The organism is Synechococcus elongatus PCC 11801 (assembly GCF_003846445.2).
Taxonomy (GTDB): Bacteria; Cyanobacteriota; Cyanobacteriia; order Synechococcales; family Synechococcaceae; genus Synechococcus; species Synechococcus elongatus_A.
Genome location: NZ_CP030139.2, coordinates 1,707,788 through 1,734,007, shown reverse-complemented (window position 1 = coordinate 1,734,007; position 26,220 = coordinate 1,707,788). Strand labels below are relative to the sequence as shown.

Here is a 26,220-nt window from a genome sequence, read left to right as displayed (position 1 = left end):
GATCCAGAGATGGACACAGCAACGGCAAACTGGCAGCAAGAGGGTGCTGCTCGATTTCAGCAGGGAACTGCTTTTTTTCGATCGCAAGCCCGACCAGCACGGGATTTGGGTGTTTTGGCGGCTGCGATCGAGCGGCAGCGTTTGGGATCGCTCAACTTATTGGAAACGATGGCGGGCTGTGGGGTGCGCAGTCTGCGCTATGCCTTAGAAGCCAACGTCGATCGCCTGGTGGTTAGCGATGCCGACCCAGAGTTGCAACCATTGCTCCAGCAGAATCTAACTGCGATCGCGGGCGATCGCCTCGACCTGCGCTGCGATTCCGCCCGTCGTCTCTTTGCCGAAGCCTTCGCCCAGCAGCAGTTCTACGACTTTGTTGATGTCGACGCCTTCGGAACAGCCAGCGAACATCTGGCCAGTGCTTGGGATGCAGTCAAAGTTGGCGGTTGCCTCTATTTCACTGCCACCGACGGGCGATCGCTCAGCGGTCACGATCGCGATCTTGCCTTCCGGGCTTACGGCGTTTGGGCGCGTAGCCACCCCAGCATCCCCGAGCAGGGACTCCGCCTGCTGATTGCCGCGTTGCAGCATCAGGCTTGGCAGCGGGGCTTTGGGATTCAGCCCCTGTTTTCCTATTACTCAGGGCAGGCCTTTCGCGTACTGATTCGCCTCTTGCCCACGAGTGGCAAAGTCAATCAACAGGGTTGGCTGGGCTATTGCCACCACTGCGGCCAGTACCAAGTGCGACCGTGGCGGCAACTCAGTCCTGTTGCTTTGCAGTGTCCAGAGGACGGACAGCCTCTAGCGTTGACTGGTCCGCTTTGGATTGGCCCCTTGCATGAGGTTGCCTATCTACAAGCACTGCAACAACAAGCGATTGCTTGGAACTGGACTGCGATCGCAGATTTACTCCAGCAATTCCAAGCTGAAGCGACTCTCCCGCCCTACTGCTACACCTTGGGGGAAATTGGGCGGCGCGGCCGGCAGGATCCTCCAGCACGATCGTGCCTGATTCAAGCGCTGCAAACAGCGGGCTTTGCTGCAGCCAGTAGTCACTGCCAACCCCAATCCTTTAAGACTGATGCTCCGTGGCAGACCTGCCTAAAACTGGCGCGATCGCTCGTAATCGACAATGCAAACAGCAGTGAATCTGCGTGCTAGGTTGATCGTCAAATGATCCCCTATCTCCTGCCTCGCTTGTGAACATCCTGACGCTATTTCAAAAGGGCGGCCTTGCGATGCTGCCGTTGACCGGCCTGTCGATTTTGGCGCTGGGCACCATCTTTGAGCGGGCTTGGTTTTGGTACAAGATGCTCGATCAGGAGAGCCAAATCGTTCACCGCATTTTGGAAGCGGCGGATCAAGACTGGGATTTAGCTGCAGAAGTCGCCAGTCGAGCGAAAAGATCGCCGATTGGTCGCTTTCTCGCTGCACCCTTGCAATTGCAGCAGCCCGATCCCGAACTATTTCGCTTGGCGCTGGAAGCAGCTGCGGAAGAAGAGCTAGCGAACATGCGGCGAGGGGACAAACTTCTCGAAGCTGTTATTGCGATTTCGCCGCTATTGGGTTTGCTTGGCACCGTTTTAGGCTTGATTCAAACGCTGGGTAATCTCCGAATTGGCGACTTGGGCACTGCCTCGACCGCTGGGGTGAGTGCGGGCATTGGTGAAGCGTTGATTACCACTGCAACGGGCTTGATTGTGGCGATCGCGGCGCTAGCGGCTTATCGCGTCTTTCAAGGATTGATCTTCCAGCAGATGAAAATCTTCCGGCGGGCTGGTAACCAACTCGAACTGATGTATCGGCAAGATTGGGCACGGCGCGGCCTCCCTACCCAGTCCCTGCGCTAAGCCTGATTGAGGTCATTGTTTAAAGGGCGAAACCCATGAAAATTCCGGCTGAAAATGCGGAGTCTGAAGCACGGATCGAGATGCTGCCGCTGATCGACGTGGTTTTTTGCATCTTGATTTTCTTCATTCTGGCGACGCTGCAACTGACTCGGCAGTCCGCTCTCGACATTACGCTGCCGCAATCAAGTACCAGCCGTCTCCAAGAACGGCAGACGCTCTTGGTGAGCTTGGATGCCACTGGGCAACCCTACGTGGATTCGCAGCCAGTGACACCGGAACAGTTGCGGCTAGTACTTGTTGGTTTTAACCGCACCAACCCCACGGGCTCAATGTTGCTCTACGCCGATGGCAGTGCTGCTTACCGTGACATTGTGACGGTCTTGGATGCGATGCGGGCTGTGGGCGGTGATCGCGTTGCCCTTGCCACTGATCCAGCGGGTTTGCAGCAATCTCCCCAAACAGCCCCTACTCCGCTCCCGTAGCGATCGCGTTCTCAGGATCGCTACACCAATCGCTCCAACTACCGGCATAGAGTTGCGCGGGCGATCGCCCTGCCAGTTCCCATGAGAGTAAGTTGACGCAGGCTGTCACACCGGAGCCACAGTAAATAATCGGATTAGCGTCAGTGGGCAAATGCTGCCAGCGCTGCTGCTGTTCGCTCGGCGACCGCCAGTAGCCGCGATCGTCCAGTGCTTCTTTCCAAACGGCAAGCTGTGCCCCAGGAATGTGTCCCGCGACCGGATCGATTGGCTCCCGCTCTCCGCGGTAGCGCTCTCCTTCGCGGGAATCGATCAGGATGTGACCGCTGGCTTGCGCTACTTTGACGCCTGCTGAATCAACGACCCAAGCCGACTGAGGGCGTGGTCGAAAGATGGCCGGTGCGATCGTAGGAGTCTCTGTCACCAATTTGCCGCCAATTGCCTGCCAAGCGGCTAACCCACCATCCAAAACTGCAACCTGTTCATGGCCGAGATAGCGCAGCAGCCACCAGAGCCGACTGGCAAACGCTGAAAAACTATCGTCGTAAGCCACAACTAAAGTGGCAGGATCAGAGCCAATCCCGATCGCCCCTAACCGCGCCGCTAACGCCTCAATCGCGGGCAAGGGATGCCGTCCACCGCGATCGCCCTTGGGTGCTGAGAGATCAGCATCTAAATCTAGATAGACTGCTCCCGGTACATGGCCTTGCTGATACTGCTCGCGGCCCTGTTGAGGACGCATTAGGTTAAAGCGACAATCAATGATGCGAAGGGTCGGGTCATCTAGATTCGCTTGCAACCACTCAGCAGAGACTAACGGCGAAGACATGGGCGGTTGAGGGCAGAAACTGGCATAGAATACCCTGAGATTGATTGCGCAGCATCACTTTAAGGAGCAGGGGTCAGCATGGCCGGAGAAATTTTTGGAACCGCGTTTCTCTTCATCGTGTTGGTGCCTCTGGGCTTGGCACTCGGCGCTTTCCTGCTGAAAGTTCAGGGCGTCCAAAAAGTCGAAAAATAAGTCCCCATCTCAGTTGCTGAGGTTGGCCCCTCCTGAACAGAGGGGCTTTTTGCTATGTTGGCGCGATCGCAATTCTGATAACATCTTAAGAACTGTTAACAATCCTGTACTGCTCCCATGGATGTCCTCGTTGTTGGCGCTACGGGTACTCTCGGTCGGCAGATTGCCCGCCGAGCCCTCGACGAAGGTCACCGGGTTCGTTGTTTAGTTCGTAGCCCGAAGCGGGGAAACTTCCTGCGGGAGTGGGGTTGTGACTTGGTGCGCGGAGACCTCACCCAGCCAGAGACACTCTCTTTCGCGCTTGAAGGGATCGAAGCAGTTATTGATGCGGCCACCACACGCTCGACAGACTCTCTGAGCTGCTACGACGTGGATTGGCAAGGCAAGGTCAATTTGATCCAAGCGGCTGCGAATGCGGGTGTTCAACGCTTTATCTTCTGCTCGATCATTGATGCGGAAAAGCATCGCGATGTTCCGTTGATGGACATCAAGTACTGCGTTGAAGAATTTCTGAAACAGTCGGGTCTCAACTACACAATTCTGCGCCTGGCGGGCTTTATGCAGGGTTTGATCGCGGAGTTTGCGATCCCCGTCTTAGAAGGGCGGACAACCTTTGTGACGCAAGACTCTGACCCGATCGCCTATCTCAGTACTTTGGATATTGCGCGGTTTGCAGTGGCAGCCCTGACAACTCCTGCAACAGAGAAGCAGACCCTACCTGTGGTTGGGCCAAAAGCTTGGAATGGATTGGAAATCATCCAACTTTGCGAACGGATCAGTGGCAAGGAAACGAAAATCGCCCGTTTGCCGCTGGCCACTGTCCGCCTGATGAAACGCTTCTTTCGCTTTTTCCAATGGGGCTGGAACATTGCCGATCGCTTGGCATTTAGCGAAGTGATGGCCAGTGGGCGTCCGTTCACAGCAGATATGGCAGCAACCTACGCTGCATTTGGCATTGATCCTGCCGAAATTACGGATCTGGAAAGCTATCTCAACGACTACTTCTCGGTGATGCTGCGTCGCCTCAAGGAACTGGAGTTCGACCAGAAGAAGAACAAAAAGAAAAAACTCCCGTTTTAACCTCGAGCATTTCCCTGTAGCAAACTTTCGAGAATGCAGTGAGGTGTTCTCATGCTTTGCGATCGCCAGTTGATTTATGAGCACCGCGATCGCGGCATCCTTGGCTTTTCCACCACCATGAATCGCCCGCTCAGTTTCCTGGCAGTGCTGCCGACTGAATCCGCAACGCCAGTGAGCTAAAGGACAACACAAAAACACCCTCAGTCCACTGCTGCATGGAGCCTAAGGGTGTTGCACTCGTTGATGAAGCTATTCGCCGATGTAGGCGTCCGCCTCAATTTCAACAAGCAGTTCCGGTGCGATCAGTTTGCTGACTTCCACCATGGCCATCGCAGGGCGAATCTCTCCAAAGACCTCGCCGTGGGCCTTGCCAATTTCTTCCCAACGCGAAATGTCGGTGACATAGATTCGCGTCCGCACGACATCGGAAAGTTTTGCACCGGCTTCAGCAAGGGCTTGTTCGATCGTCTGCAGCGCTGCCTTGGTTTGCCCGTAGGCATCATCCGGCGTGCTAGACGTGGTGCCGGAGACATGGACGTAGGGCCCGACTTTGACAGCACGGGAATAGCCCAGCACTGGTTCCCACGAGGAACCGGAGGAAATATTTTGGCGAGTCATGGTTTTGCTCACATTAATTTCTGACAAGGAGCGATCGCCCCTTGTCGTTTTGCTGCATTGGAAAGCGATCGCTTATTGGGCGCTAGCTTCGCCACTGGCGTAGAGCAAAGCGCGCTTCGGCCCATGGATCGGATCTTCAACGATGATCGTCTGGTCGCGGCTTGCACCCAGCGAGACGATCGCGATCGGCACTTCCATCAATTCCGCCAAGAACTTGAGATAGTCCAAAGCAGCTTTGGGCAGATCGTCTAGGCTGCGGCAGTGCGACGTTGATTGCTTCCAGCCCGGCACGGTTTTGTAGATCGGCTGGCAGTTAGCAAAGCTGCGGGCACTGCTAGGGAAATGGTCGCAACGCTCGCCATCGATGTCGTAGGCAACGCAGACTTTGATTTCGTCGAGATCATCTAGTACATCGAGCTTGGTGATCGCCAAGCAGTCGATGCCATTAATCCGAACGGCATAGCGACCGATCACCGCGTCAAACCAACCGCAGCGACGACGGCGACCCGTGGTCGTGCCAAATTCTGCGCCCCGCTGACAGAGCAGTTCACCGACGTCTCCATGGAGTTCAGTCGGGAAAGGCCCTTCACCAACGCGGGTCGTATAGGCTTTCGCCACGCCGATCACACGGTCGATGATCGTGGGGCCAACACCCGCGCCAATACAAGCACCACCCGCCACTGGATTCGAAGAGGTGACGTAGGGATAAGTGCCGTGATCCAGGTCGAGCAGAGTGCCTTGGGCACCTTCAAACAGAATGTTTTTGCGTTTGCGCCACGCTTCGTCGATCGTCAATGAGCTATCGACAACGTGAGGACGCAGCCGCTCGGCGTAGCCCGAATATTCTTCGATCACGCTCTCGGCATCCAAGGGCGGCAACCCGTAGAGCTTGTCGAGAATGATGTTTTTCTGGGCGATCGTCCAAGTCAGTTGCTCGCGCAGACCTTCTGGATCCATGAGATCCAAGACGCGAATGCCTGTCCGCTCTGATTTGTCAGCGTAGGTGGGGCCAATCCCACGTCCCGTCGTGCCGATTTTGTGACTGCCCCGCTGCTGCTCGGATGCCGCATCGATCAAGCGATGGTAGGGCATCGTCACATGCGCCGTCTGGGAGATCAGCAGGTGATCCGTCGGGATCCCGAGCTGCTCCAACATGTCGACCTCGCCCAGCAAGATCTTCGGATCAATGACAGTGCCAGAGCCGATGATGCACTGGGTATCGGGGTAGAGAATGCCCGAGGGGATCAGGTGCAGCTTCAGGGTTTGCTCGCCCACCACCACGGTATGACCCGCGTTGACGCCCCCCTGATAGCGGACAACGACATCTGCTGACCGGCTGAGCAGGTCAGTGATTTTGCCTTTGCCCTCGTCGCCCCACTGGGCCCCGATTACGACTACGTTCGCCAAGGTCTTTCGACTGCGCTCGAAATTTGCACAAAAGGGGATTATCCGACGCCAATTCAACGCCTGTCAAACCGCGTCTTTCAATGAAACGTATCGAGAACGACGCTGGAGTAAGGCTGCGTTAGGCTTGAATGACTCACAAAGCTTAACAATTGGGCGATCGCCGCCCCTCAGTTTGGAGGAGGATTATGGCGTTATTTGCAGATTTACATCGCCACTTGGGAGGCGCCGTCGTCCCTCGAATCCTCTGGCGCTATTTGCAGCGATCGCAATCGGATCTGCTCGATCGCTTCACGGATTACAGCGACTTCGAAGAGTTCTACACGGCTCCCAAGGCGTCACTGGCGGAATATCTGGAAATTCACAAGCTGGTTGAATCGACGCAGTCGGCAGAAACACTGCCTTATTTCATTCAGCGGTTGGTACGCGGCGCCTACACCTTTGAGAATTTGGCTTATCTGGAGTTGCGCTACACACCTTACCTAAGGACACCCGCCCATCTCAGTCAGGCCGATCGCATCGCTCTGATGCCTGAGGTGATTCACTGCGTAGCAGAAGCCAGCCAAGTGCCGGGCTATCCGCTCTTAATGCCGCAAATTCTCTGTTTGCATACGCATCTGCCCTATGAAGTGAACCGGACGATGGTGCAGTTGGCAGCAGAGTTTGCGCCAACTGTCTGCGCGATCGATGTAGCAGGGGGCGATCGCGCCTATGCAGAGCGGTTGCCAGAGTTCATTGAGCTTTTTAACTGGGCGCGGGAACTAGGTCTGAAGACGACCGGACATTTATTTGAAACTCGTGATGGCTGCTATCCGGATCTATTGCCCTATTTGATGCGAATTGGTCACGGCATCCAAATTCCGTTGCACTATCCAGAGTTACTACCGGAGTTGGCAGCACGAGGACAATGCTTGGAAGTTTGCCCAACCACTTATATTCAGACCGGCACATTGACCGAAATTAGTGCATTGCGGACGGTCTTCGATCGCTGTTTTGAAGCAGGCGTTGATATCGTCATCTGCACCGATAATGCCGGCTTACATAATGTCCGTTTACCGGCGGAGTACGAAGCACTGCTGACCGCAGATGTCATTGATTTTCAGCAGCTACAAGCCTGTCAAACAGCATCTTTCCGCCATGCCTTTGCTTGGCCCCATGGTCAACCGCCCAGTCAAGTTTTACAGGATTGGTTACGCCAACCTTCGGCACCGACAATTGCTTAACTTAAAACAGTTTCACCCACCTAAGCAACAAATTAGTCGGTATCTCGTCCCTCGTTGTTCATGCCCATTCAATTCAGATTGCTGACAACAACTGATCAACCGATTCTCTGGGAGATGCTGCGTTATGCAGCCCAGGAACCCTCAGTTGAAGCCGTTAAAGAACAACCACTTCTCAGGAAGTATGTTGAGCAGTTTGGGCGTAGCGGTGACTGCGGAATAGTTGCGATGCTCGAGGAACAAGCAATCGGGGTTGCTTGGCTTCGTCTTTGTTCAGAGCAAGAACGAGGTTTGAGTTATCTTGACAATCAAACTCCAGAGTTGGCGATGGCGGTGCTACCGGATTATCGTCAGCAAGGAGTCGGCACTCAACTTCTGAGCCATCTCATTGAACTGGCTACAGACCAATTCCCTGCTATTAGCTTGAGCGTGCGTGCCGAGAATCCAGCGATCGCCCTGTATGAGCGTTTTGGTTTTGGGAAAATCCCTAACAGTGAAATCAAAAATCGTGTAGGAGGCATTTCATTCTTAATGAAACGGCCATTATCATCGAAAGATATCAAACAATAACTTTGCCCAAATATCGATTCATCTTCAAGGGCGATCGCGCTGACCAGAAAAATAATACGGTGCCAGTGAAGAACCTAGTGATGTGAGATAACGAGATGCAGGAATTTAAATCAGCGCTCGGCTTAGCCCCTGTTGATCCCCAGTCCTGTTCAGTCCGAGCTGGCGTTTTTGTCGATGGGGAGATGATCTACTGTGCTTATAAAGGCACTCGTGATCTTCTCTTCTTTACAACTCGACGAATTCTGCTCATTGATAAGCAAGGCATCACTGGCAAGAAACAGGAGTATCTCTCCATCCCTATTTCACGTATCCAAGCGTTTTCCTATGAAACTGCTGGGACGATTGATCTCGACTCCGAAATTAAGATCTATGTTTCAGCTTTAGGTGCCTTAAGAATTCGGATTCTGCGACCAACAAGCCAGATTGATTCAGCGATCGCAGCCCTCAATACAATGCTTCTCAGTTGAAAGAGATTTTCACTCTTTGGCTGTGCGATCAGTTGATGCTGAAGGAGCTGACAATTGCCCCAAAGACTCGGCCAATCGATTGGCTAAAATAGGGAAGTCAGAAGGCAGCATCAACACAGTTGTCGTGTTGTTTTCAGTGCCAATTTCTGCCAGCATTTGTAAGCGTCGTAATTCTAAAGCAGCAGGACTTTCGCTAATCATCCGAGATGCAGCCGTCAATTTCTCAGATGCCTCGAGTTCTGCCTCAGCTTTAATGCGTCGAGCCCGTTTTTCACGCACGGCTTCCGCTTCTTTGGCCATAGCTCGTTGCATACTAAGCGGAATTTCAACATCTTTCATTTCCACTCGCTCGATCACAATTCCCCACGGTTCAGTCACTTCATCAACAATCTGCTGAACATTGAAGTTGATGCGATCGCGGTTTTGTAGAACGTCATCGAGTAAATTCTGACCAATCACATTCCGTAAGGTGGTTAAGGCAATTTGATAGACAGCATCTCGATAGCTTTCCACTGAATTGATGGCTTTGACTGGATCAATCATGCGGTAGTAGAGAACCGCATTCACTCGAATCGTGACACTATCAGCAGTAACAGTTTCTTGCGGCTCAATGTTGACTGTTCTCAAGCGTAAGTCAACTTGTACTTTTTGTTCAGCAATAGGAATAATCCAATACAAGCCCGGTCCTCGTAATCGGCGAACTCTCCCTAGCCGATAGATGATGCCTCGTTGATATTCGCGATCAATTTTTAAGCCTGATGCCAAAAAAGAGAGGATAAGTACAGCCAGAATTATTAAGTATTCCATCTCAGCTATCCAATCGAGTTGGCCTTATTATGCTGAGATTTGAGAGTATTGGCTGCTTCTGTTGCGTGATTGTTGATAACAATCACTGACTGAACTATTTTTGTTGAACAACCTGAGCAGGATGGGTTGTCATTGAGTTTTTTGAAAAGTTTAAAGAAGTTACTGGCAGCAGGAATTTATTTTGAGAGGCAATGCTACAGCCAGTGATTGATCAGAGAGTTATGTTTTGCCAGAAGTTACTCAACAGGAGTGAATTGAACGGTTTCTGACAAGGTGGCAGGGCTTGGAAGGCAATGAGCGAGCCAACTCTCCAGACCATTTTTGGTGATCGCTGCATAGCACTAGAAGCCGAGAGGCCACCACTTAAAGGCACGATCGCAGGCGATCGCTCGCCCGTTTGAAGCGATCGCGCCTGCTGAGGGACTGTTTTAGGCGATCGGTTTGCGAGCCACCCAGATTTTGCTCATGAAGTGATTGCTGGTTTGGATATCGACAAACCCTGCTTGGCTGAGGCGATCGCAGAGATCATCCTCCATATAGTGGCGGTAGTAGGGCTCGTGGAACATCTGATAGAAGCCATCCATCAGTGGCCGGAACTGCGGTGAATCGATCGCTTGAATCGAGTCATTCAGGACTACCGTGCCACCCGCTTCCAATACGCGGAAGCATTCATTGATCACGTTTTGGCGAGCTTGCGGCGGCAACTCATGGAATAGGAAGACCGAGGTCACCCCTTGGAAGAAACCATCTTGATAGGGCAGTTCTTCTGCATTGGCTTGCAGCAGTTGTGGCAGTTCCCCCGGACGTTCCGACAGCAATTGGTTTGCTTTGCGGAGATAGGCTAGCGAGAGATCGGTGCCATAGAGATTGGCGCTGGGCAAGGCCGATCGCAGATGACGCAGGGTGCGACCTGTGCCGCAAGCCACATCCAGCACCCGCAGATCTTTTTCAGGACGAGCTAAAGCCTGTAGACCCTGCTTGAGGGGGCGTAAAATCCGCCGCCGCATTGGATCAGCGGTGCCGTTAAAGAGAATTTCGACCTGCAGATCGTAGAGTTCTGCCGAGTCTTCGGTCAGATAGCCACCCGTCTGGTGGTGAAAGTTTTGAACGTAATAGCTGGGATAGCGATCGGTTTCAACCGTTGGTTCAAAGTCTTGATAGCGCTTTTCCCGAGCCCGCTGCCACGTGGAGGGCATGTCCAGCCAAAGGCGCGGATACTGCTGAACAATATCTTGCCAAGGGGTATCAAACAGTTGCGCCAGCGGATAAACCCCTGCCTCAGCATCCGCGTAGTCTTCATCCAAGAGCACCTGCATCGATGCCTGGAGCTGGCTCATCAATTCAGGTGAGAGCCCTTCCCGTTCCCCTTCAGTCGGGGCGATGAGCCGCATCAGTTGCGTACTGAGATTCTTGTGAGTCAGCCCCAACAGACTCTTACTCTGCTGGAAGGTCTGATAGGCAAACTTGGTAATGGGATCCGCCATAACTGCTGGAGCGATCAGAAACGCAACATTTCTTCATTTTGACACTCCCACCCGGCGATCGCAGATGCACCACGGTTGTGGTCAGTCGTTCGGGACGCTCGGGATGACCCGTGCCGGTGTCGAGGTCGAGCAAGCGATCGCTGTAAAAAATCGGCAGGCTCACGCTCGAGGCGCTCTGGGGATCAATGCGAGGCTAGAACAAAAGCGCCTGAGTTTGCGATCGTGTCCGCTCTCAAAATCATTGTTTTGGATGACGATCCCACGGGATCGCAAACCGTCCACAGTTGCCCCCTGCTGCTGCGCTGGGATGTCGAGACACTTCTGGTCGGCTTAGGTCATCCATCGCCCTTGTGCTTCATTCTGGCGAATACACGATCGCTCAGTGCTGAGGCAGCAGAAGCCCGCACACGCGAGATCTGTCACAATCTCCGCCAAGCGATCGCTCAGCTTAATCTCCAGCATTGGCTAATTGTCAGTCGTGGCGACTCGACCTTGCGCGGTCACTTTTGGACGGAACCCCAGGCGATCGCGGCGGAACTTGGCCCATTCCAAGCGCAATTTCTGGTGCCTGCTTTTTTGGAAGGTGGCCGTATTACGCGGCAGGGATGGCATTTTCTGCAAACTCCAACCGGCGATCGCCCGCTGCATGCAACGGAATTTGCCCGTGATCCGTTGTTTGGCTACGAAACTAGCTATCTCCCCGCGTTTCTGGCGGAGCAAGCTGGTGATCCCCAGTTAAGCGATCGCATTCCGGTTTTGACTGCCGACAATCTGGAAACCGCTTTTGTGGCTGAATCCGAGTCGAGCGATCGCTGGTTTGTTGTTGATGCAGAAACACCCAATCAGCTTCAACAATTTGCTAATCGACTCAAGCTTGCTGTTCTTAATCAGGGACACTACCTCTGTCGTAGTGCTGCCAGTTTGCTTAGTGCATTAGCAGAGCTACCGCCCCAACCGATCGCGCCCCAGCAATTCGGTCAGCTAAACCCACAGAAACGAGTCGGGGTGGTGATTGTTGGGTCGTGGACAACGATCAGTACAGGGCAACTGGAAGCCTTATTGAGACAGCCCCAGAGTGTTGCGATCGCTGTTTCAATTGCTCCCTTTCTCAGTTCTGATGAGCGCAATCGCACCCAGCTCGCAGCAGATCTCGATCGCCAGATTCAGCAAGCTTTGAAGCAAGGTCAAACGCCCGTGATTTTCACGGAGCGACAATTTCACGCCTGTGCAAGTCCAGAACAGCAACAGCAACTGAGCCGAGCGATCGCAGATTTTCTTGCCGATCGAGTTCGCGCCTTGCCGACAGAAATTGGCTATCTGATCTGTAAGGGCGGGATCACAACCAACACGATTTTGGTGAACTTGGATGCCGCGATCGTGGAGCTGCGCGGGCAAATTCGTACCGGCGTTAATCTGGTGCAGTTACCGACTTGCCATCAAAAATTCCCCAGTCTGCCGATTGTCAGCTTTCCGGGGAATATTGGCGATCGCCACGATCTGGTGACGATTCAGCGAATTTTGAGCGGTGCTGGCTAAGCCAAAGACGGGACTAAGCCGCGTTGAGCCCGAGCCAAATCGCGCAGCATCTTCTCGGTGGTGGGGAAGTCCACACAGGGATCGGTGATGCTTTGACCGTAGCGTAACTGCGATAAGTCAGCAGGGATTGGCTGATTGCCTTCCACCAGATGGCTTTCGATCATCACACCCATTAGATGACGAGAGCCCTCAGCGACCTGTTCGGCTAAATCCGCAAGCACCACCGACTGACGGCGATAGTCCTTATTGGAGTTGCCATGGCTGCAGTCCACCATCACCCGCGAGTGCAGACCCATACTGGCGAGTTGATAGGCTGCCTGCTCAATGTCGGCTGCGGCATAGTTAGGACCTTTACTGCCGCCACGCAACACCAGATGACCGTCGGGATTACCGGTTGTTGAGACGATACTGGCCAGTCCCTCATGGTTGATCCCCAGGAAATGGTGGGGCTGGCTGGCCGAGAGCATCGCGTTAGCCGCGATATGGAAGCTACCATCAGTGCCGTTTTTGAAGCCGATCGGCATCGATAATCCCGAAGCCATTTCGCGGTGGGTTTGGCTTTCCGTGGTGCGGGCACCGATCGCCGTCCAAGCAATCACATCGGCGATGTACTGCGGAATGATCGGGTCAAGCAATTCTGTTGCAGCAGGCAAGCCCATATCAGCCAAGCCCAGCAATAGCTTGCGCGCTCGTTGGATGCCGGTGTTGATGTCGTAGCTGCCGTCCAGATGGGGATCGTTGATCAACCCTTTCCAGCCGACGGTTGTGCGGGGTTTTTCAAAATAGACCCGCATCACGATTTCCAGCTCGTCAGCAAGCTCTTCACGCAGCGGTAGAAGTTTTTTGCCGTAGTCGTAAGCGGCATCAACGTCGTGGATCGAGCAAGGCCCAACAATCACCAGCAGGCGGCGATCGCCATTGCGCAAAATGCTACGGATGCGATCGCGGGTAGAAGCCACCAAATCTGCTGCTGCCTCGGAAATGGGCAGTTTCTGGTGAATTTCCGCAGGGCTGATCAAGGAACGCGTCTCGACGACGTGGAGATCGGAAGTCTGTTTCATGGGCGGCTGAGAAAGCAAGCGCTGCGGCCGCCGCAACGCCTTCCCATCTTAGCGCCGCCGATCAAAGCAGCGGGATCCTCGCTGGGAAACGTGACTGAGCTTAAAAAAACAGGCGATCGCCTCAGTCTCAATCAGCTAGTCATGAGTAGAAGACTGCAAAACATTAAGGGCCGTCTTGCATTTATTGCCCGCCTGTACCCTGTGGTGCTTAATAGGGGCGTATCCAGCTGGCTCTCGGATGATCAGCGTCTATTGGTTCTGTTTTTTATTCGGCGGCATCTTTGTAGTACTCGCTGCCGTTGGCGGACTTGACCACGACTTTAGCCCCGATTTCGACTCTGATTTTGATTCCGATCTGGAGGTCGAAGCTGAGGTTAGCCCTGAGGTCGCTCCTGATGTCGATCTCCCTGAGCCACCGAGCTCATCCCGACGACTGTGGCTGCCGATCTTCAGCTTCAAGTTCTGGACCTTTGGGCTTTGCTTCTTTGGTATGACAGGGTTGCTGCTGGGCTGGCTCAGTCCCGGCTTGCCGTCGCTGTTGCAAATTGGCCTCGCGATCGCCATGGGATTGCTGCTAGGCACTAGCATGGCCGGCATCCTGCGTCAGTTGCGCAATCGCCAAGTAGACAGCTTGGTGCGAAGCACTGATCTTGTGGGGGCTCGTGGCATTGTCGTTTTGCCCTTCAATGCCCAAAGCCGTGGCAAGGTGCAGCTGGAAGTCAAAAACAGTGTGATTGAGCTGAGTGCCTGTACCGATTCCCCACTGGACTTTCAGCGAGGTGATGAAGTCGTGGTGTTGCGATCGGAAGGGCAACGACTGTGGGTCATCGGTCGTAAGGAATTAGACCTGCAATCTTGAACTGCTGCTGTCTAAGAGGTTGTCTCCTAGGAGAGTCCGAATGTCTCTGCTTCCAGATCATTCCCCGCTGGTGTTAGCGCAAGTTGAGTCGCAGCCCCCCACCAGCGATGCCACACAACAGGGTGATTGGGTTGGCGGCACCCTTGGCTTTGGGATCGTTGGCTTTCTCGTCCTATTCGTCATCATCAAATCCTGCCTTCGCATCTGTAACCCCAACGAAATCTTGATTGTGTCGGGGCGTAAGCATCGCAATCCCAAAGGGGAACTGGTGGGCTATCGCGTACTCTTTGGTGGACGGACGCTGACGATTCCGGTGATCGAAACCGTCAAACGAATGGATGTGACCACCATGCCGGTGCCCGTAGAGGTCACCAATGCCTACGCCAAGGGCGGCACCCCGATCAACATCCAAGCGATCGCCAACGTCAAAGTCTCTACCGATCCCCGCTTGGTCGGCAACGCGATCGAGCGGTTCCTCGATCGCAATCGGTCCGAGATTGCCCGTGTCGCTCGTGAAACCCTCGAAGGCAACCTGCGGGGCGTGGTCGCCACCCTCACCCCCGAGGAAGTGAATGAGGATCGACTGCGCTTTGCCGAGCGGATTGCCGAAGATGTCAGCCACGATCTCTCGAAATTGGGGCTGCGGTTAGACACGCTCAAGATCCAAAGCGTGGCCGACGACGTAGACTACCTCAAGTCAATTGGGCGTCGGCGGATTGCCCAGATCACACGGGATGCGGAGATTGCCGAGGCCGAGGCTTTGGGGGAGGCCGATCGCCGCGAAGCCGATGCTCAACAGCAAGCCGAGGTCGCCCGCGCCCAAGCCGCGACTGTGGTGCAGCAACGGCAAAACGAGCTGCGCAAGATTAAAGCCCAACTTGATCAGCAAGTCCGGTCCGAAGAAGAGCGGACAACTGCCGCAGCCAAGGAAGCCCGTGCCAAGGCTGAACAACGACTACAAGCGCTGCGGGCTGAGCTGGAAAAACTGCGACTGGAAGCGGATGAGGTCTTGCCAGCAGAAGCCCAACGAGTCGCGAAAACCCTGCAAGCGCGGGGGGCCGCAGCTACCCTGGCAGAGAATGCCAAAGCTGCCGCTGAGGTGAGTGATTTGCTCAGTCAGGTTTGGCGATCGGCCGGACCGGAAGCGGCTGAGCTGTTCTTAATTCAGCAAATTGAGATGGTGCTTAAGGAGGCGGCCCAAATCCCTGGACGCCTGCATCTCAACCATGTCCGTGTGGTCGATGGTGGGGATGGTCAAGCCTTGGCACGACTCATTAACGCCTACCCCGAAATTGTGCAGCAGTTCCTCCAGCGGGTGGATGACACGTTGGGACTGGATGTGATTGGAACCTTAAGCCGTCGTCCCGGAGGTGAAGTCTGATGTTTGAAACAATTTTTGCGCTGCTGGTTGTGCTTGGGGCTGGCGCCGGGGCTGGCAGCTTGGTATTGCGCAACCTCTACTACATCTGCCAACCCAGTGAAATTCTGATTTTTGCGGGTAGTAGTCGCCGCAGCAGCGATGGCCGCCGAGTGGGCTATCGCTTAGTCAAAGGTGGTAGTAGCCTGCGAGTGCCCTTGCTAGAGAAGGCGCTGCGCATGGATCTGACCAACATGATCATCGAGCTGCGCGTCTCCAACGCCTATTCCAAGGGCGGCATTCCCCTGACCGTAGAAGGGGTCGCCAACATCAAAATTGCTGGCGAAGAACCGACGATTCACAACGCGATCGAGCGCCTTTTGGGCAAGAGCCGCAAGGAAATTGAGCAAATGGCCAAGGAAACCTTGGAAGGCAATTTGCGCGGCGTGCTGGCGAGTCTGACCCCAGAGCAGATCAACGAAGACAAAATCGCTTTTGCGAAAAGTCTGCTGGAAGAAGCAGAGGACGATCTCGAACAGCTCGGCCTTGTTTTGGATACGCTGCAAGTCCAGAACATTTCCGATGAAGTGGGCTATCTCTCAGCCAGCGGCCGCAAGCAGCGAGCTGATCTGCAGCGGGATGCCCGCATTGCGGAAGCGGAAGCCCAAGCCGCCTCGGCCATTCAGACAGCAGAGAATGACAAGATCACGGCGCTCCGGCGGATTGATCGCGACGTGGCGATCGCCCAAGCCGAAGCCGAACGCCGCATTCAAGATGCCCTGACGCGGCGTGAAGCCGTCGTGGCGGAAGCGGAAGCGGACATTGCGACTGAAGTTGCCCGTAGCCAAGCAGAACTACCCGTCCAGCAGGAACGGATCAAACAGGTGCAACAGCAACTCCAAGCGGATGTGATTGCCCCGGCGGAAGCTGCCTGCAAACGGGCGATCGCCGAAGCGCGGGGTTCTGCTGCTCGGATTGTCGAGGACGGGAAAGCCCAAGCTGAGGGCACTAAGCGACTGGCAGAAGCCTGGAAGTCAGCAGGAGGCAATGCACGCGACATCTTCCTCTTGCAGAAGCTGGAGTCTCTGCTCTCCACCCTATCGGGCACCGTACCGGATATTGATGTCGAGTCGATTACGGTGATTGGCGAAGGCGAAGGCACCGCAACCCAGATTGCCAGTCTGCTCGAAAAACTGAAGCAGACCACCGGTATTGACCTCGCCAAATCACTTCCTGGTCAATCCACACCACCATCAACAAAGTGATTGACCGTAGGGATGTGACCGCGATCGCTTGTCAAGAATCCCAGTGATCCCAAACCATAGGAAGGCAAGCCCGTTCGGCTTGCCTCTTTTTGAGGACTATCCCAATGTCTGTGGAACGCACGTTTATTGCCATCAAACCCGATGGCGTTCAGCGGGGCCTGGTGGGTACGATCATCAGCCGCTTCGAGCAAAAAGGGTTTAAATTAGTGGGCCTCAAGCAGCTCAAGCCCAGCCGTGAGCTGGCTGAGCAGCACTATGATGTTCACCGCGAGCGCCCCTTCTTCAATGGCCTTGTTGAGTTCATCACTTCCGGCCCGATCGTGGCGATCGTCTTGGAGGGAGACGGCGTTGTGGCTGCAGCCCGTAAATTGATCGGTGCGACCAATCCGCTGACGGCGGAACCGGGTACGATTCGCGGTGACTTTGGCGTCAACATTGGCCGCAACATCATCCACGGCTCGGATGCGATCGAGACGGCGCAACGGGAAATTGCGCTCTGGTTCAGCTCCGAAGAGCTGACCGAGTGGACTCCCACGATTCAACCCTGGCTCTACGAATAAGCACTGCATCCCCTCAGAGAGACATTGCCATGCCCGTGCTGCGATCGCCATTCCACTCTGCCCTGTCCCGGACGTTGGGGCTGGCAGCCGTGGTGTTGGGACTGGCGACAGCCTGCCAAGAGAGCAGCGCACCGCCAGTCGCAGGTGCCCAACCCTTGGGTCTGGCGATCGCCCAAACCGGCAATGCCTCTCTGTTTGGTCAGGAGCAACTGGCCGGTCTGCAAATCGCTAAAGCAGTGTTTGAACGCCCCGCAACCGGTGTTCCAATTGACTTTCGGGTGCAGGACAGCGGCAGCGACGAAGCCAGCGCGATCAATGCCTTCCAGACTCTGATCAACGTCAATGAAGTCGTGGCGATCATTGGCCCAACCCTGTCGCAGCAGGCATTTGGAGCCGATCCGATCGCAGAGCGGGCGGGCGTTCCGGTCCTTGCCGCCTCGAATACGGCCAAGGGCATTCCGGAGCTCGGCAACTTTATCGTGCGCCTTTCAGCTCCCGCTTCAGTGGTGGCCCCCCAGGCGATCGCGGCAGCCCGCAAGCTCAATCCCCAAGCACAACGGGTGGTGGTCGTCTACGCCCAAGACGATGCCTACTCGCGATCGGAGACAGAAGTTTTCCAAAAAGCGGTCAAGGATGCTGGCCTGAACCTCGCATTGGTGCAGCGCTACCAAGTCAGCGATAGCGATTTCCAAGGGCTGATTAGTCAGGCACTCCAGCAAAAACCAGACATCATCGTGCTCTCGTCCCTCGCAGCGGATGGCGGCAACCTGGTACGCCAACTACGAGAGCTGGGTTACAGCGGCTTGATTGTCGGTGGCAACGGCTTCAATACGCCGAACGTTTTTCCCGTCTGTCAGCAGCGTTGCGATGGCATCATCGTGGCCCAGACCTACAGCCCCAACTTTGATAGTCCCGTTAACAAAGACTTTCGCCAGCGCTACGAAGCCCAGTTTGGTAAGCAGCCCTCGCAGTTCAGTGCCCAGATTTTCTCGGCGGTGCAAGTGATTGCGGAATCCCTCAACCGCGTTAACCAACAGCAACCAGTGGTGAACCTGCCCTTACCCGAACGGCGAAAAGTGCTCCTGCAAGCCATGCTCAGCGGCACCTATGAGACACCCTTGGGGCGCCTATCTTTTACGCCTGGGGGCGAGGTCAACCAAGAGCAGTTCTACGTGGCGCGGATTCGGATGAAGCCCGATGGCCAAGGCGACTTTGAGCTGCTGCCCTAATGGATTGGTTACAACCGCTGATCAACGGCCTGGCGATCGGAGGAGTCTATGCCCTCTTCGCCCTCGGTTACACGCTGGTCTTCTCGATCCTCGGCGTGATTAATTTTGCCCATGGTGCTGTTTTTACGTTGGGCGCCTATTTGACCTACGCCTTGGCAGGTGGCCGGTTTAGTTTCAACGGTCTGCTCGCCAATGTAGCGCTGCCCTTCAGTTTGCCGTTTGCCCTGGCTTTAATCTTGGGCAGCTTGTTGGCGGGTGGTGCCAGTCTGCTGATCGAACAAGTGGCTTTTCGTCCACTCCGGAAACGCCAAGCCGACTCCCTACTGACTCTCATTTCTAGCCTTGGTGCAGCAGTATTTGTCGTCAATCTGATTCAAATCTTGGTGGGGGCTGAAATTTACACCTTCCCCAGCAATATTTACGGCGACTTACCCAGCGCAATTAACTTCGGCAGCAGCGATCGCCCGATCCAAATCCGAACAGTGCAAATCATCCTCTTTGGTGTCGCGATCGCCATGTTCAGCCTGCTGACTTGGCTGATCAACGGCACGCGGATCGGTCATGCTCTGAAGGCGGTTGCAGAAGATGCCACCACGGCGAGCCTGCTAGGGATCGACCCCGAGCGCTACATTCGCTTTACCTTTTTCCTGAGTGGCGTCCTCGGTGGCTTGGCGGGTGCGCTGGTCGGCACCAGCGTCAGCATCACTGGCCCGTACTTCGGCATTGCCTACGGGTTGAAGGGGCTGAGTGTGATGGTCTTGGGTGGGCTAGGCAATATTCCCGGCACGATTGCGGGGGGACTGGTTTTGGGCTTGGCCGAGGCCTGGGTGCCCCCGCAGTGGTCGGGCTATCGCGATGCCGTTGCCTTTGCACTGTTGTTTGCCATCCTGTTGATTCGTCCGCAGGGGTTGTTCAGCCGGGCACGGATGGAGAAGGTCTAGACCATGGGCAATTTGGTCGCCACCTACGGATTTTTGCTGGTGTCGATGCTGCTGGGCGCGACGCTGGGGCTCTCGGTCTATCTGCCGTTGATGGCTGGGCAGCTGTCTTTGGCTTCACCGGCTTTCTATGCTCTGGGAGGCTATCTGGCTGCGATCCTCTCTACCAAGGGGTTGACAGCGAGCCCTGACTACAGCGTTTGGGCCCTGCTGCTGGAAATGGGCTTAGCTGCGATCGCGGCAGCAATTCTGGCGCTGCTGGTGGGCTATCCGGTGCTACGGTTGCGCGGCATTTATCTGGCGATCGCCACGATCGCGCTGGTCGAGATCGTGCGGGTGGTTGCGCTCAACCTACCCATTACGGGCGGAGCGGTCGGCATTTTTGGCATCCCCCAACCCTTCAGCTCCGCCGTCGGCTACCTCTGGATTGCCTTACCGCTGTTGATGCTCGCCGTTGCAGGTTGCTGGCGGCTGCAACAGGTGCGCACCGGACTGGTGCTGTCGGCGATCCGTGAAGATGAACTGGCAGCGAGTGCGATCGCGGTCAATACCACCCGCTACAAAGTCCTCGCCTTTGTTTTGGGAGCCGTTCTAGCCAGTCTCGTCGGCGTTGTCAGCGCCCACTTCCTCAACACCTGGAACCCCCGGCAAGGCACTTTTGATGCCAGCATTACCTTCCTCGCTTTCGTGTTAATTGGCGGATCGCGGAGTGCCTTTGGTCCGGTTTTAGGGGGAATGGTGCTGACTGCCTTGCCAGAAGTTTTGCGGGCGATCGGCTCCGTGCCAGGACTGTGGCCGGGGCTAAGCCGCCTGTTGCAAGATGGTCGCCTACTGATCTTTGGGCTGTTGCTGGTGTTGGGCAGCATCTACTTCCCGCAAGGGCTGATCAAACCTCGTGCCAGCCGACCTCGGCGACGGAGGACGGCATGAGCCTGCTAAAGCTGGAACAAGTGACGCGCCGCTTTGGGGGGTTGGTCGCAGTCAATCAGGTTTCCTTGAGTGTGGAAGCGGGCGAGATTTTTGGTCTGATCGGCCCGAATGGCGCGGGCAAGACAACGCTGTTCAACCTGATCACCGGCCTGCAGTCGCTGAGTAGTGGTGAGATTTTCTTCCAAGGCGATCGCCTTGATCGTCAGCGACCCGATCAAATTGCGAGCCGTGGCATTGCCCGGACATTCCAAAACCTACGGCTCTTCAATCAGCTCTCCGTCTTCGAGAACGTGCTGGTGGCTCGGCATCGCCAAGCCAAAACAACCCTTTGGGACGAACTACTAGGCGCCAGTCGCGCAAAACGGCAGTCCCGTGGCGATCGCCGCCGTGTGCAAGAACTCCTGGAACTCCTGGAATTGAGCGATCAGGCCGATCAGCCCGCCGCCAGTTTGGCCTATGGCGATCGCCGCCGCTTGGAAATTGCTCGAGCCCTAGCGCTAGAACCGCAACTCCTGCTGTTGGACGAACCTGCAGCCGGACTCAACCCCAAGGAAAAACAGGAACTGAGCGATCGCATTCGCATGATTCGCGACCAGTTTCAGCTGACGGTGGTGTTAATCGAACACCACGTGCCACTGGTGATGGGGCTATGCGATCGCATTGCAGTATTGGATTTTGGCCAATTGATCGCGCTGGGGGATCCCGCTACAGTGCGCCAAGACCCAGCGGTAATTGAGGCATATCTAGGCGATGAGTGAGCCCCTTTTGCACCTGAGTCAGGTCTCAGTGAACTATGGAGCCGTTGCCGCCCTAACTGACTTGACCCTTGAGGTCTTTCCGGGCGAGATTGTTGCTCTGATCGGGGCGAATGGGGCGGGGAAGACGACGACCCTGCGTGCCATTTCTCGCCTCGTGCCACTTCAACAAGGCCGGATTTCTTACAACCAGCAAGATCTGGGACAGATGCAAGCGCCGCAACTGGTGGGACGGGGGCTGGCGCACTGTCCTGAGGGTCGCCGTGTTTTGGCTCGTCAAAGCGTGCGGATCAATCTAGAGCTCGGGGCTTACTGTCGGCGCGATCGCGTTGGCATTCAAACCGACCTAGAGTTGCAATTCGATCGCTTCCCGCGCCTGCGGGAACGACAAGACCAACTGGCAGGCACACTGAGCGGTGGCGAGCAACAGATGCTAGCGATCGCCCGCGCCTTGATGAGTCGCCCCCGTCTGCTGCTGTTGGATGAACCAAGCTTGGGGTTAGCACCACAAATTGTCCAAGAGATTTTTGGGGTCATCCGCCGCTTGCGTGAGCAAGGTATGACGATTCTCTTGGTTGAGCAAAACGCGACCTTGGCCCTGCAAACCGCCAATCGCGGCTATGTCCTAGAAGCAGGACAAATGATTTTTTCGGGCCCTGCTGCGGATCTCCTTGCCGATCCCCGTGTCAAGCAAGCCTATCTCGGCTGATTCAGCGTCATTGAAGCCATAGAAAACTGCTCGTCGCAAGCACGACGTTGGCGACGAGCAGTAGCTAGTAGTCAGAACAGCTAAACAAGCTGTTCTAGGGCAAGGGAGCCACGGTTGGGGTCTGCAGCGTGTTGTTTAACACTGACTGAGCGGGTGGGCTGGGCTGATAGCCATAGCCAAAGACGGTGGCATCGGTATCTGCCAAGATTTTGGGCGTAATCACGACCACCACTTCTCGTCGCTGGCGATCGGTGTAGGACGTGCGGAACAGCGATCCAATCAGGGGAATATCACCTAATAGGGGAATCTTGGCCACCCGTTCCCGCTCTTCGTCTTGGATGATGCCTGACAGGATTAAGGTTTGATCATCTCGCAAACGAATCTTACCGGAAGAGACCTCCCGCTTCTTGATCAGTGTTGTTAAGACGCCGCTCGTGTTGGGATCACCAAAGGTAACCACATCCTGTGGAGAAGAAATTGCGGGCAAGACTGTAAGAGTAATAAAGCCATTGTCATCAATACGCTCGACGTTGATCGTCAGCTGCAAGCCCACATCTGCCAAGTCAATCGTTCGGCTGACTGTTGGCGGTCCACTACCATTAGTTGTTGTCTCTGATTCAATTTTCTGAATAACTTGGCTGGTCAGTTTAACCTCACTTTTTTCACCTTCTTGAATGATTAAAGTTGGATCTGTCAATAGCTTGGTTTTGTTATTAATAATCGATGCTGATATAGCGCCGAGAAAAGAATTGGGCAGCTGATTAGGGAGTACTGCTAAGGGATTGGCTGGGTTGATGCCCGCTGGCAGGTTACTAGGGTTAAAGACACTGTCATTAGGTGGCTGAATTACCGAGCCAGCATTATCAATGACAGTCGTTCTTAAACCACCGCTGCCAGACACTAATGTGTTTCCAACTCCAAACGAAAAGCTTGATGCGATCGCGTTCAAATCATTCAAGTCAAGATCAATCACCTTGACATTGACTGAAGCTTGCCGTTTCCGTAAATCGAGCTGTTGAATTAAGCTAGTGGCAAAGTTCACTGACTGAGGGTCGCCTACAATCGAGAGGCTATTCGTCCGAATATCAGCTGTAATCGAAATGTTCTTGAGAGGGAGTGGGCCTGCTGGCGTACCCGGAACTTTGAGCTCCTTAATTTCAGGTTCATCAAAGCATTGAGCTGTTCCTTGGCTGAGAGTTTGAATTTGACCGGGTGTGCCTCCAGGAACGGGCGCTACATCACTAGTCCCTGCTTGTACACAAACTTTCTTAGTGAAGGAAACGACAGAGTTTGCACCCAGAGTTGTTAGATAGCCAGCAACGTTCTGTGCAACAGCTTGATTAAGACGAAAAGTGCGTGAAACTAGTCCACCAGCTCCAGGTGGAAGGCGTCTACCCACCAAAATCACATTATTTTGACGACTCGCTTGCAGTCCCGCAATTTGCAGAACGTAGTTAAAAGCTGACTGGGCATCAATATTTTGCAGGTCAACACTCACTCGTGGCTCATTACTTGATGCTGAGTTGCCACCTGAAGGATTTGTGCTAGGTGTTGCTAGAGGATTCCCTGTAGCACTGGGTTCTCCACTATCGAGGTAAACCAGATTCAATCCTGCAGACTGGGCAATGATGCTGAGCACTTCACGAGCTGAGGCATTCCGCAGCGCAATCCGTGGAACTGGCCGCGCATTAGGGAATGTGATTGCTGTGCCTTGAGGAACAGTGTTGGAAATCGCAATATCACCCAAGGGTGGTGCGACTGCACGGGGTTGGAGCGGTGGAAGCTGACCTGGAAGTGGAGAAGGGGTTGGCTGGAGCTGTTGTCGAGGATCTAATGGTTGGCCTGGGGGCTGTAGAGCAGGACTCACCGGTATTGGAGCAGGTGATGTAGCCTGTGCGGTTCGTTGAGGAGGCGCAGGAGGACGTAAGCTGGGCCGTGGTGCTGAACCAATGGGTGGAGCACTGGGACTGAGTACTGGAGCTGCTGATGCTTGCGTACTGAGCTCAAACTGCAAGCTGCCGCCATTCCGACTGCTATTGGTCACGAGCGGCGGGCGATCGCTGCCTGTAACGACAATACGAACGCCGTTTTCACTGACTTGAGAGACTGCGATCGAGGCAATGCCGGGCGCTGGGCTGGGCTGCGAGAAGCTTTTTCCCTCTGGCAAATTGAGGCGGGCGCCAATCAGGTCGGTCACCCAAACCTTATCGAGATTAGTTGAGAAAGCTTGAGGCGCTTGCGTGCCTGTCGTACTCAACGAAAGGCTAATGCCGGTTGCTGTCGGCGTCACCGTGACACGGTTGACCTCTGTTGCTGCCGGATTGGCTGCAATCGTTGGTGCTGTTTGCGCCAAGAGAGGTGCTGGCTGCCCCGCGATCGCGGCAGTTCCTAGAACCACCCCACTCCCTAAGATTTTCCAAACTTGCATTGTTCGAACCCTCACACCCACACCGTAAATTCACTCGCGATCGCCCTCAACAGGCAATCTTCCTCACTGGCTGGCGTTATTGCCAGCATTGCCAGACTCTTGGTTTGGCTGATTGCCACCCCCCTGATTGGGTTGATTCCCTGCGGCGGCGGCAGCTGCTTCCTCAGCCTTCTTCTGTTCCTCGGGCGTCAAGGGACTCAACGCCACGACATTGAACTGCGTCGTTAGCTTCGGTGCAGGTCTCGGCAGAATCTGCCCTTTGGGCGTGACCACAATGGGCACTGGCTCCGCCGTCACCACAACGTCTTGCACCAATAACAGTGGCTGCAATTGCTCTAGCCCCCGCAGGAGAGCGACAGTCTGATTGAACCCGCCACTAACTTCCACAAAGACAGGGGTTTGCTTCAGCTTGTTATTGACGCCTTCCCCAAAGGATCCATCCGTCACGATGGAGGACTCTTTGGGTAAGTAGGACTGGAGCTGTAGTCCAGCCACTCGGCGGACCTGACCATTGATCTCGAGCAGTAGTGTATCCAAGGTAGCGGGTGAGGCAAAGAAGCTTTGCACCACTCGTTGTTGCGCACGGGCATTAGCAAGCTGTTGCTGTTGCAGCCCAATCTGCCGCAGACTAGCTGCCTGCTGTTCGGCGCGGTTACGAAGATCGTCGACTTCTTGAGCGAGCTGATTGGCCTGCTGCTGGGCAGGTTGCACAAGATTCAAGTAAATCCAGCTAGCTGCAAATAGACCGGTGACTGCCGCCAAGATGCCGCCAACAACGGGCGTAACGGTTAGACCAAACAGGGTTGGGTAAGCCGGAGCAATATTCTCGACAACACCTCGGTTATCTTCCGGAAATTTATTGAGAGACACAGTCATGGCTTCAGTACCCCTTGGTTCAACAGTCCTTGCAGGCGATCAGCCAGTCCTTGAGCGTCAAGCTGACGGAGATTTTGCAAGAGATCCGTCGTCGGTACATCGCTGAGCTCACCCACGATGCGATAGCTCACATTCGAGACTTTGACGCTATTCTCCCCTTCATTTTCAGTGGGCGCTGGCCCCAGCTTGGCCTCCTCAATGCGGAGACTAGCCGCTGTGAAAAAGCGGGACCGTTGCAGTGTCAGCAGCAGATCATTGACGGCATCAAAGCTTGAGGAACTGCCAAGCAAAGTCACTTTCTTGCCAGCCTGTTCAATCTTGTTGATTTGCAAAACCACGGGTGTGCGCCGGCTCAGGTCCGTGAGGATTGCTGACCACGATTTGACCTGCGGAAAGACTTGAATTAGAGACTCAGTATCCGCATTAATTTGCTGAATCTCCGTCTGAATGCTTTTGAGACGGGCTTCAGCCGACTGCCCGAGCTGAACTTGCTGTTCGAGATTGGTTTTTTCTGCGGTCAGGCTAGAGACACGGTTGTTCACCAAGGCTGTGACCGCTAGCGCTAGAGCTGGTAGAAGCAAGCCTACCCCCACTCCAATCCAAAGAGGGAGTCGCTCGGAGGGACTGGCTGTTACTGTTGCAGCAGCTCCAAAGGTGGTGATGGGCGGCGCGGTTGCGGCGACCCGCTCTTTCAGGAAATTAATATCTAAGCTGTACATC

Annotated in this window: 29 protein-coding genes; 19 read left to right on the top strand and 10 right to left on the bottom strand. The window is 54.9% G+C overall.

Annotated elements, in window-relative coordinates:
- Positions 1–9 precede the first annotated feature (9 nt).
- From DOP62_RS08505 to DOP62_RS08495, 3 genes are read left to right on the top strand one after another with little or no spacing between them, the layout of a single operon-like run.
- Complete coding sequence (locus DOP62_RS08505) at positions 10–1,158, top strand: SAM-dependent methyltransferase (protein ID WP_370538772.1); 1,149 nt, start codon at positions 10–12, stop codon at positions 1,156–1,158.
- Positions 1,159–1,196: 38 nt separating this feature from the next.
- Positions 1,197–1,847, top strand: coding sequence for a MotA/TolQ/ExbB proton channel family protein (locus DOP62_RS08500; protein ID WP_208675614.1), 651 nt, complete (start codon positions 1,197–1,199; stop codon positions 1,845–1,847).
- Positions 1,848–1,882: 35 nt separating this feature from the next.
- Positions 1,883–2,329 (top strand): ExbD/TolR family protein, encoded by a 447-nt coding sequence (locus DOP62_RS08495; protein WP_208675615.1) that lies wholly within the window; start codon positions 1,883–1,885, stop codon positions 2,327–2,329.
- On the opposite strand, the gene DOP62_RS08490 is transcribed toward DOP62_RS08495, so the two are convergent.
- Positions 2,313–3,155 (bottom strand): sulfurtransferase, encoded by an 843-nt coding sequence (locus DOP62_RS08490; RefSeq protein ID WP_208675616.1) that lies wholly within the window; start codon positions 3,153–3,155, stop codon positions 2,313–2,315. The two genes, DOP62_RS08495 and DOP62_RS08490, sit on opposite strands and share 17 nt — an antisense overlap.
- Before the next feature lie 78 nt (positions 3,156–3,233).
- On the opposite strand from DOP62_RS08490, the gene petM reads away from it, so the two are divergent.
- The 3 genes from petM to DOP62_RS08475 all read left to right on the top strand — a co-directional run bounded on the left by petM (position 3,234) and on the right by DOP62_RS08475 (position 4,607).
- Positions 3,234–3,347 (top strand): cytochrome b6-f complex subunit PetM, encoded by a 114-nt coding sequence (gene petM / locus DOP62_RS08485; protein ID WP_208675617.1) that lies wholly within the window; start codon positions 3,234–3,236, stop codon positions 3,345–3,347.
- A gap of 117 nt (positions 3,348–3,464) precedes the next feature.
- Positions 3,465–4,427 (top strand): NmrA family NAD(P)-binding protein, encoded by a 963-nt coding sequence (locus DOP62_RS08480; RefSeq protein WP_208675620.1) that lies wholly within the window; start codon positions 3,465–3,467, stop codon positions 4,425–4,427.
- Between the two features lie 51 nt (positions 4,428–4,478).
- Positions 4,479–4,607, top strand: coding sequence for a hypothetical protein (locus DOP62_RS08475; protein WP_261789992.1), 129 nt, complete (start codon positions 4,479–4,481; stop codon positions 4,605–4,607).
- A gap of 69 nt (positions 4,608–4,676) precedes the next feature.
- Here DOP62_RS08475 and DOP62_RS08470 read toward each other — a convergent pair whose 3' ends face one another.
- Together DOP62_RS08470 and DOP62_RS08465 are read right to left on the bottom strand one after the other, a co-directional pair.
- Positions 4,677–5,045 carry a RidA family protein gene (locus DOP62_RS08470; RefSeq protein ID WP_208675622.1) on the bottom strand — a complete coding sequence of 123 codons (369 nt, stop codon included), beginning with the start codon at positions 5,043–5,045 and terminating at the stop codon, positions 4,677–4,679.
- Positions 5,046–5,117: 72 nt separating this feature from the next.
- A complete protein-coding gene (locus tag DOP62_RS08465; RefSeq protein ID WP_208675624.1) occupies positions 5,118–6,452 on the bottom strand; it encodes an adenylosuccinate synthase in 1,335 nt (444 codons plus the stop codon).
- Between the two features lie 185 nt (positions 6,453–6,637).
- On the opposite strand from DOP62_RS08465, the gene DOP62_RS08460 reads away from it, so the two are divergent.
- From DOP62_RS08460 to DOP62_RS08450, 3 genes are all read left to right on the top strand, one after another.
- On the top strand, positions 6,638–7,672 hold the full coding sequence (locus DOP62_RS08460; protein ID WP_208675626.1) for an adenosine deaminase: 1,035 nt from the start codon (positions 6,638–6,640) through the stop codon (positions 7,670–7,672).
- A 60-nt stretch (positions 7,673–7,732) separates the two neighbouring features.
- Positions 7,733–8,239, top strand: coding sequence for a GNAT family N-acetyltransferase (locus DOP62_RS08455; RefSeq protein WP_208675628.1), 507 nt, complete (start codon positions 7,733–7,735; stop codon positions 8,237–8,239).
- A 95-nt stretch (positions 8,240–8,334) separates the two neighbouring features.
- Positions 8,335–8,706: a PH domain-containing protein gene (locus DOP62_RS08450; RefSeq protein ID WP_208675630.1), complete on the top strand. Its 372-nt coding sequence runs from the start codon at positions 8,335–8,337 to the stop codon at positions 8,704–8,706.
- Between the two features lie 9 nt (positions 8,707–8,715).
- Here the strand turns inward: DOP62_RS08450 and DOP62_RS08445 are convergent, their stop codons facing one another.
- The 3 genes from DOP62_RS08445 to DOP62_RS08435 form a co-directional block, all read right to left on the bottom strand.
- Positions 8,716–9,513: a slipin family protein gene (locus DOP62_RS08445; protein ID WP_208675632.1), complete on the bottom strand. Its 798-nt coding sequence runs from the start codon at positions 9,511–9,513 to the stop codon at positions 8,716–8,718.
- Between the two features lie 428 nt (positions 9,514–9,941).
- Positions 9,942–10,997 (bottom strand): class I SAM-dependent methyltransferase, encoded by a 1,056-nt coding sequence (locus DOP62_RS08440; RefSeq protein ID WP_208675634.1) that lies wholly within the window; start codon positions 10,995–10,997, stop codon positions 9,942–9,944.
- Positions 10,948–11,160 carry a hypothetical protein gene (locus DOP62_RS08435; protein WP_208675636.1) on the bottom strand — a complete coding sequence of 71 codons (213 nt, stop codon included), beginning with the start codon at positions 11,158–11,160 and terminating at the stop codon, positions 10,948–10,950. The genes DOP62_RS08440 and DOP62_RS08435 overlap by 50 nt, the downstream gene beginning before the upstream one ends.
- 59 nt (positions 11,161–11,219) lie before the next feature.
- Between DOP62_RS08435 and DOP62_RS08430 the strand changes: the two genes are divergently transcribed.
- Complete coding sequence (locus tag DOP62_RS08430; protein ID WP_208675638.1) at positions 11,220–12,533, top strand: four-carbon acid sugar kinase family protein; 1,314 nt, start codon at positions 11,220–11,222, stop codon at positions 12,531–12,533.
- On the opposite strand, the gene DOP62_RS08425 is transcribed toward DOP62_RS08430, so the two are convergent.
- Complete coding sequence (locus DOP62_RS08425) at positions 12,530–13,594, bottom strand: 3-deoxy-7-phosphoheptulonate synthase (protein WP_208675640.1); 1,065 nt, start codon at positions 13,592–13,594, stop codon at positions 12,530–12,532. The genes DOP62_RS08430 and DOP62_RS08425 overlap by 4 nt on opposite strands.
- Before the next feature lie 238 nt (positions 13,595–13,832).
- Here DOP62_RS08425 and DOP62_RS08420 point away from each other — a divergent pair, with 238 nt between their 5' ends.
- From DOP62_RS08420 to DOP62_RS08380, 9 genes are all read left to right on the top strand, one after another.
- Positions 13,833–14,453 carry a hypothetical protein gene (locus DOP62_RS08420; RefSeq protein ID WP_208675642.1) on the top strand — a complete coding sequence of 207 codons (621 nt, stop codon included), beginning with the start codon at positions 13,833–13,835 and terminating at the stop codon, positions 14,451–14,453.
- 40 nt (positions 14,454–14,493) lie between these two features.
- Complete coding sequence (locus DOP62_RS08415; RefSeq protein ID WP_208675644.1) at positions 14,494–15,834, top strand: flotillin family protein; 1,341 nt, start codon at positions 14,494–14,496, stop codon at positions 15,832–15,834.
- A complete protein-coding gene (locus tag DOP62_RS08410) occupies positions 15,834–17,075 on the top strand; it encodes a flotillin family protein (RefSeq protein WP_208675646.1) in 1,242 nt (413 codons plus the stop codon). Before DOP62_RS08415 ends, DOP62_RS08410 begins: the two co-directional genes overlap by 1 nt.
- A gap of 104 nt (positions 17,076–17,179) precedes the next feature.
- Positions 17,180–17,635 carry a nucleoside-diphosphate kinase gene (gene ndk / locus DOP62_RS08405; protein WP_208675648.1) on the top strand — a complete coding sequence of 152 codons (456 nt, stop codon included), beginning with the start codon at positions 17,180–17,182 and terminating at the stop codon, positions 17,633–17,635.
- A 29-nt stretch (positions 17,636–17,664) separates the two neighbouring features.
- A complete protein-coding gene (locus tag DOP62_RS08400; protein ID WP_208675650.1) occupies positions 17,665–18,864 on the top strand; it encodes an ABC transporter substrate-binding protein in 1,200 nt (399 codons plus the stop codon).
- Positions 18,864–19,805, top strand: coding sequence for a branched-chain amino acid ABC transporter permease (locus DOP62_RS08395; RefSeq protein WP_208675652.1), 942 nt, complete (start codon positions 18,864–18,866; stop codon positions 19,803–19,805). Before DOP62_RS08400 ends, DOP62_RS08395 begins: the two co-directional genes overlap by 1 nt.
- Positions 19,806–19,808: 3 nt before the next feature.
- Positions 19,809–20,732: a branched-chain amino acid ABC transporter permease gene (locus DOP62_RS08390; protein WP_370538771.1), complete on the top strand. Its 924-nt coding sequence runs from the start codon at positions 19,809–19,811 to the stop codon at positions 20,730–20,732.
- The gene (locus DOP62_RS08385) at positions 20,729–21,490 is read left to right on the top strand and encodes an ABC transporter ATP-binding protein (RefSeq protein ID WP_208675654.1); all 762 of its coding nucleotides are present in this window, start codon (positions 20,729–20,731) and stop codon (positions 21,488–21,490) included. The genes DOP62_RS08390 and DOP62_RS08385 overlap by 4 nt, the downstream gene beginning before the upstream one ends.
- Positions 21,483–22,196, top strand: coding sequence for an ABC transporter ATP-binding protein (locus DOP62_RS08380; RefSeq protein ID WP_208675655.1), 714 nt, complete (start codon positions 21,483–21,485; stop codon positions 22,194–22,196). Before DOP62_RS08385 ends, DOP62_RS08380 begins: the two co-directional genes overlap by 8 nt.
- Positions 22,197–22,290: 94 nt before the next feature.
- Here DOP62_RS08380 and DOP62_RS08375 read toward each other — a convergent pair whose 3' ends face one another.
- The 3 genes from DOP62_RS08375 to DOP62_RS08365 form a co-directional block, all read right to left on the bottom strand.
- Complete coding sequence (locus tag DOP62_RS08375) at positions 22,291–24,624, bottom strand: secretin N-terminal domain-containing protein (RefSeq protein ID WP_261789994.1); 2,334 nt, start codon at positions 24,622–24,624, stop codon at positions 22,291–22,293.
- 63 nt (positions 24,625–24,687) lie between these two features.
- The gene (locus DOP62_RS08370) at positions 24,688–25,500 is read right to left on the bottom strand and encodes a pilus assembly protein PilO (protein WP_208675656.1); all 813 of its coding nucleotides are present in this window, start codon (positions 25,498–25,500) and stop codon (positions 24,688–24,690) included.
- Positions 25,497–26,219, bottom strand: a complete 723-nt coding sequence (locus tag DOP62_RS08365) for a PilN domain-containing protein (RefSeq protein ID WP_208675657.1) — start codon at positions 26,217–26,219, stop codon at positions 25,497–25,499. The genes DOP62_RS08370 and DOP62_RS08365 overlap by 4 nt, the downstream gene beginning before the upstream one ends.
- Position 26,220 lies beyond the last annotated feature (1 nt).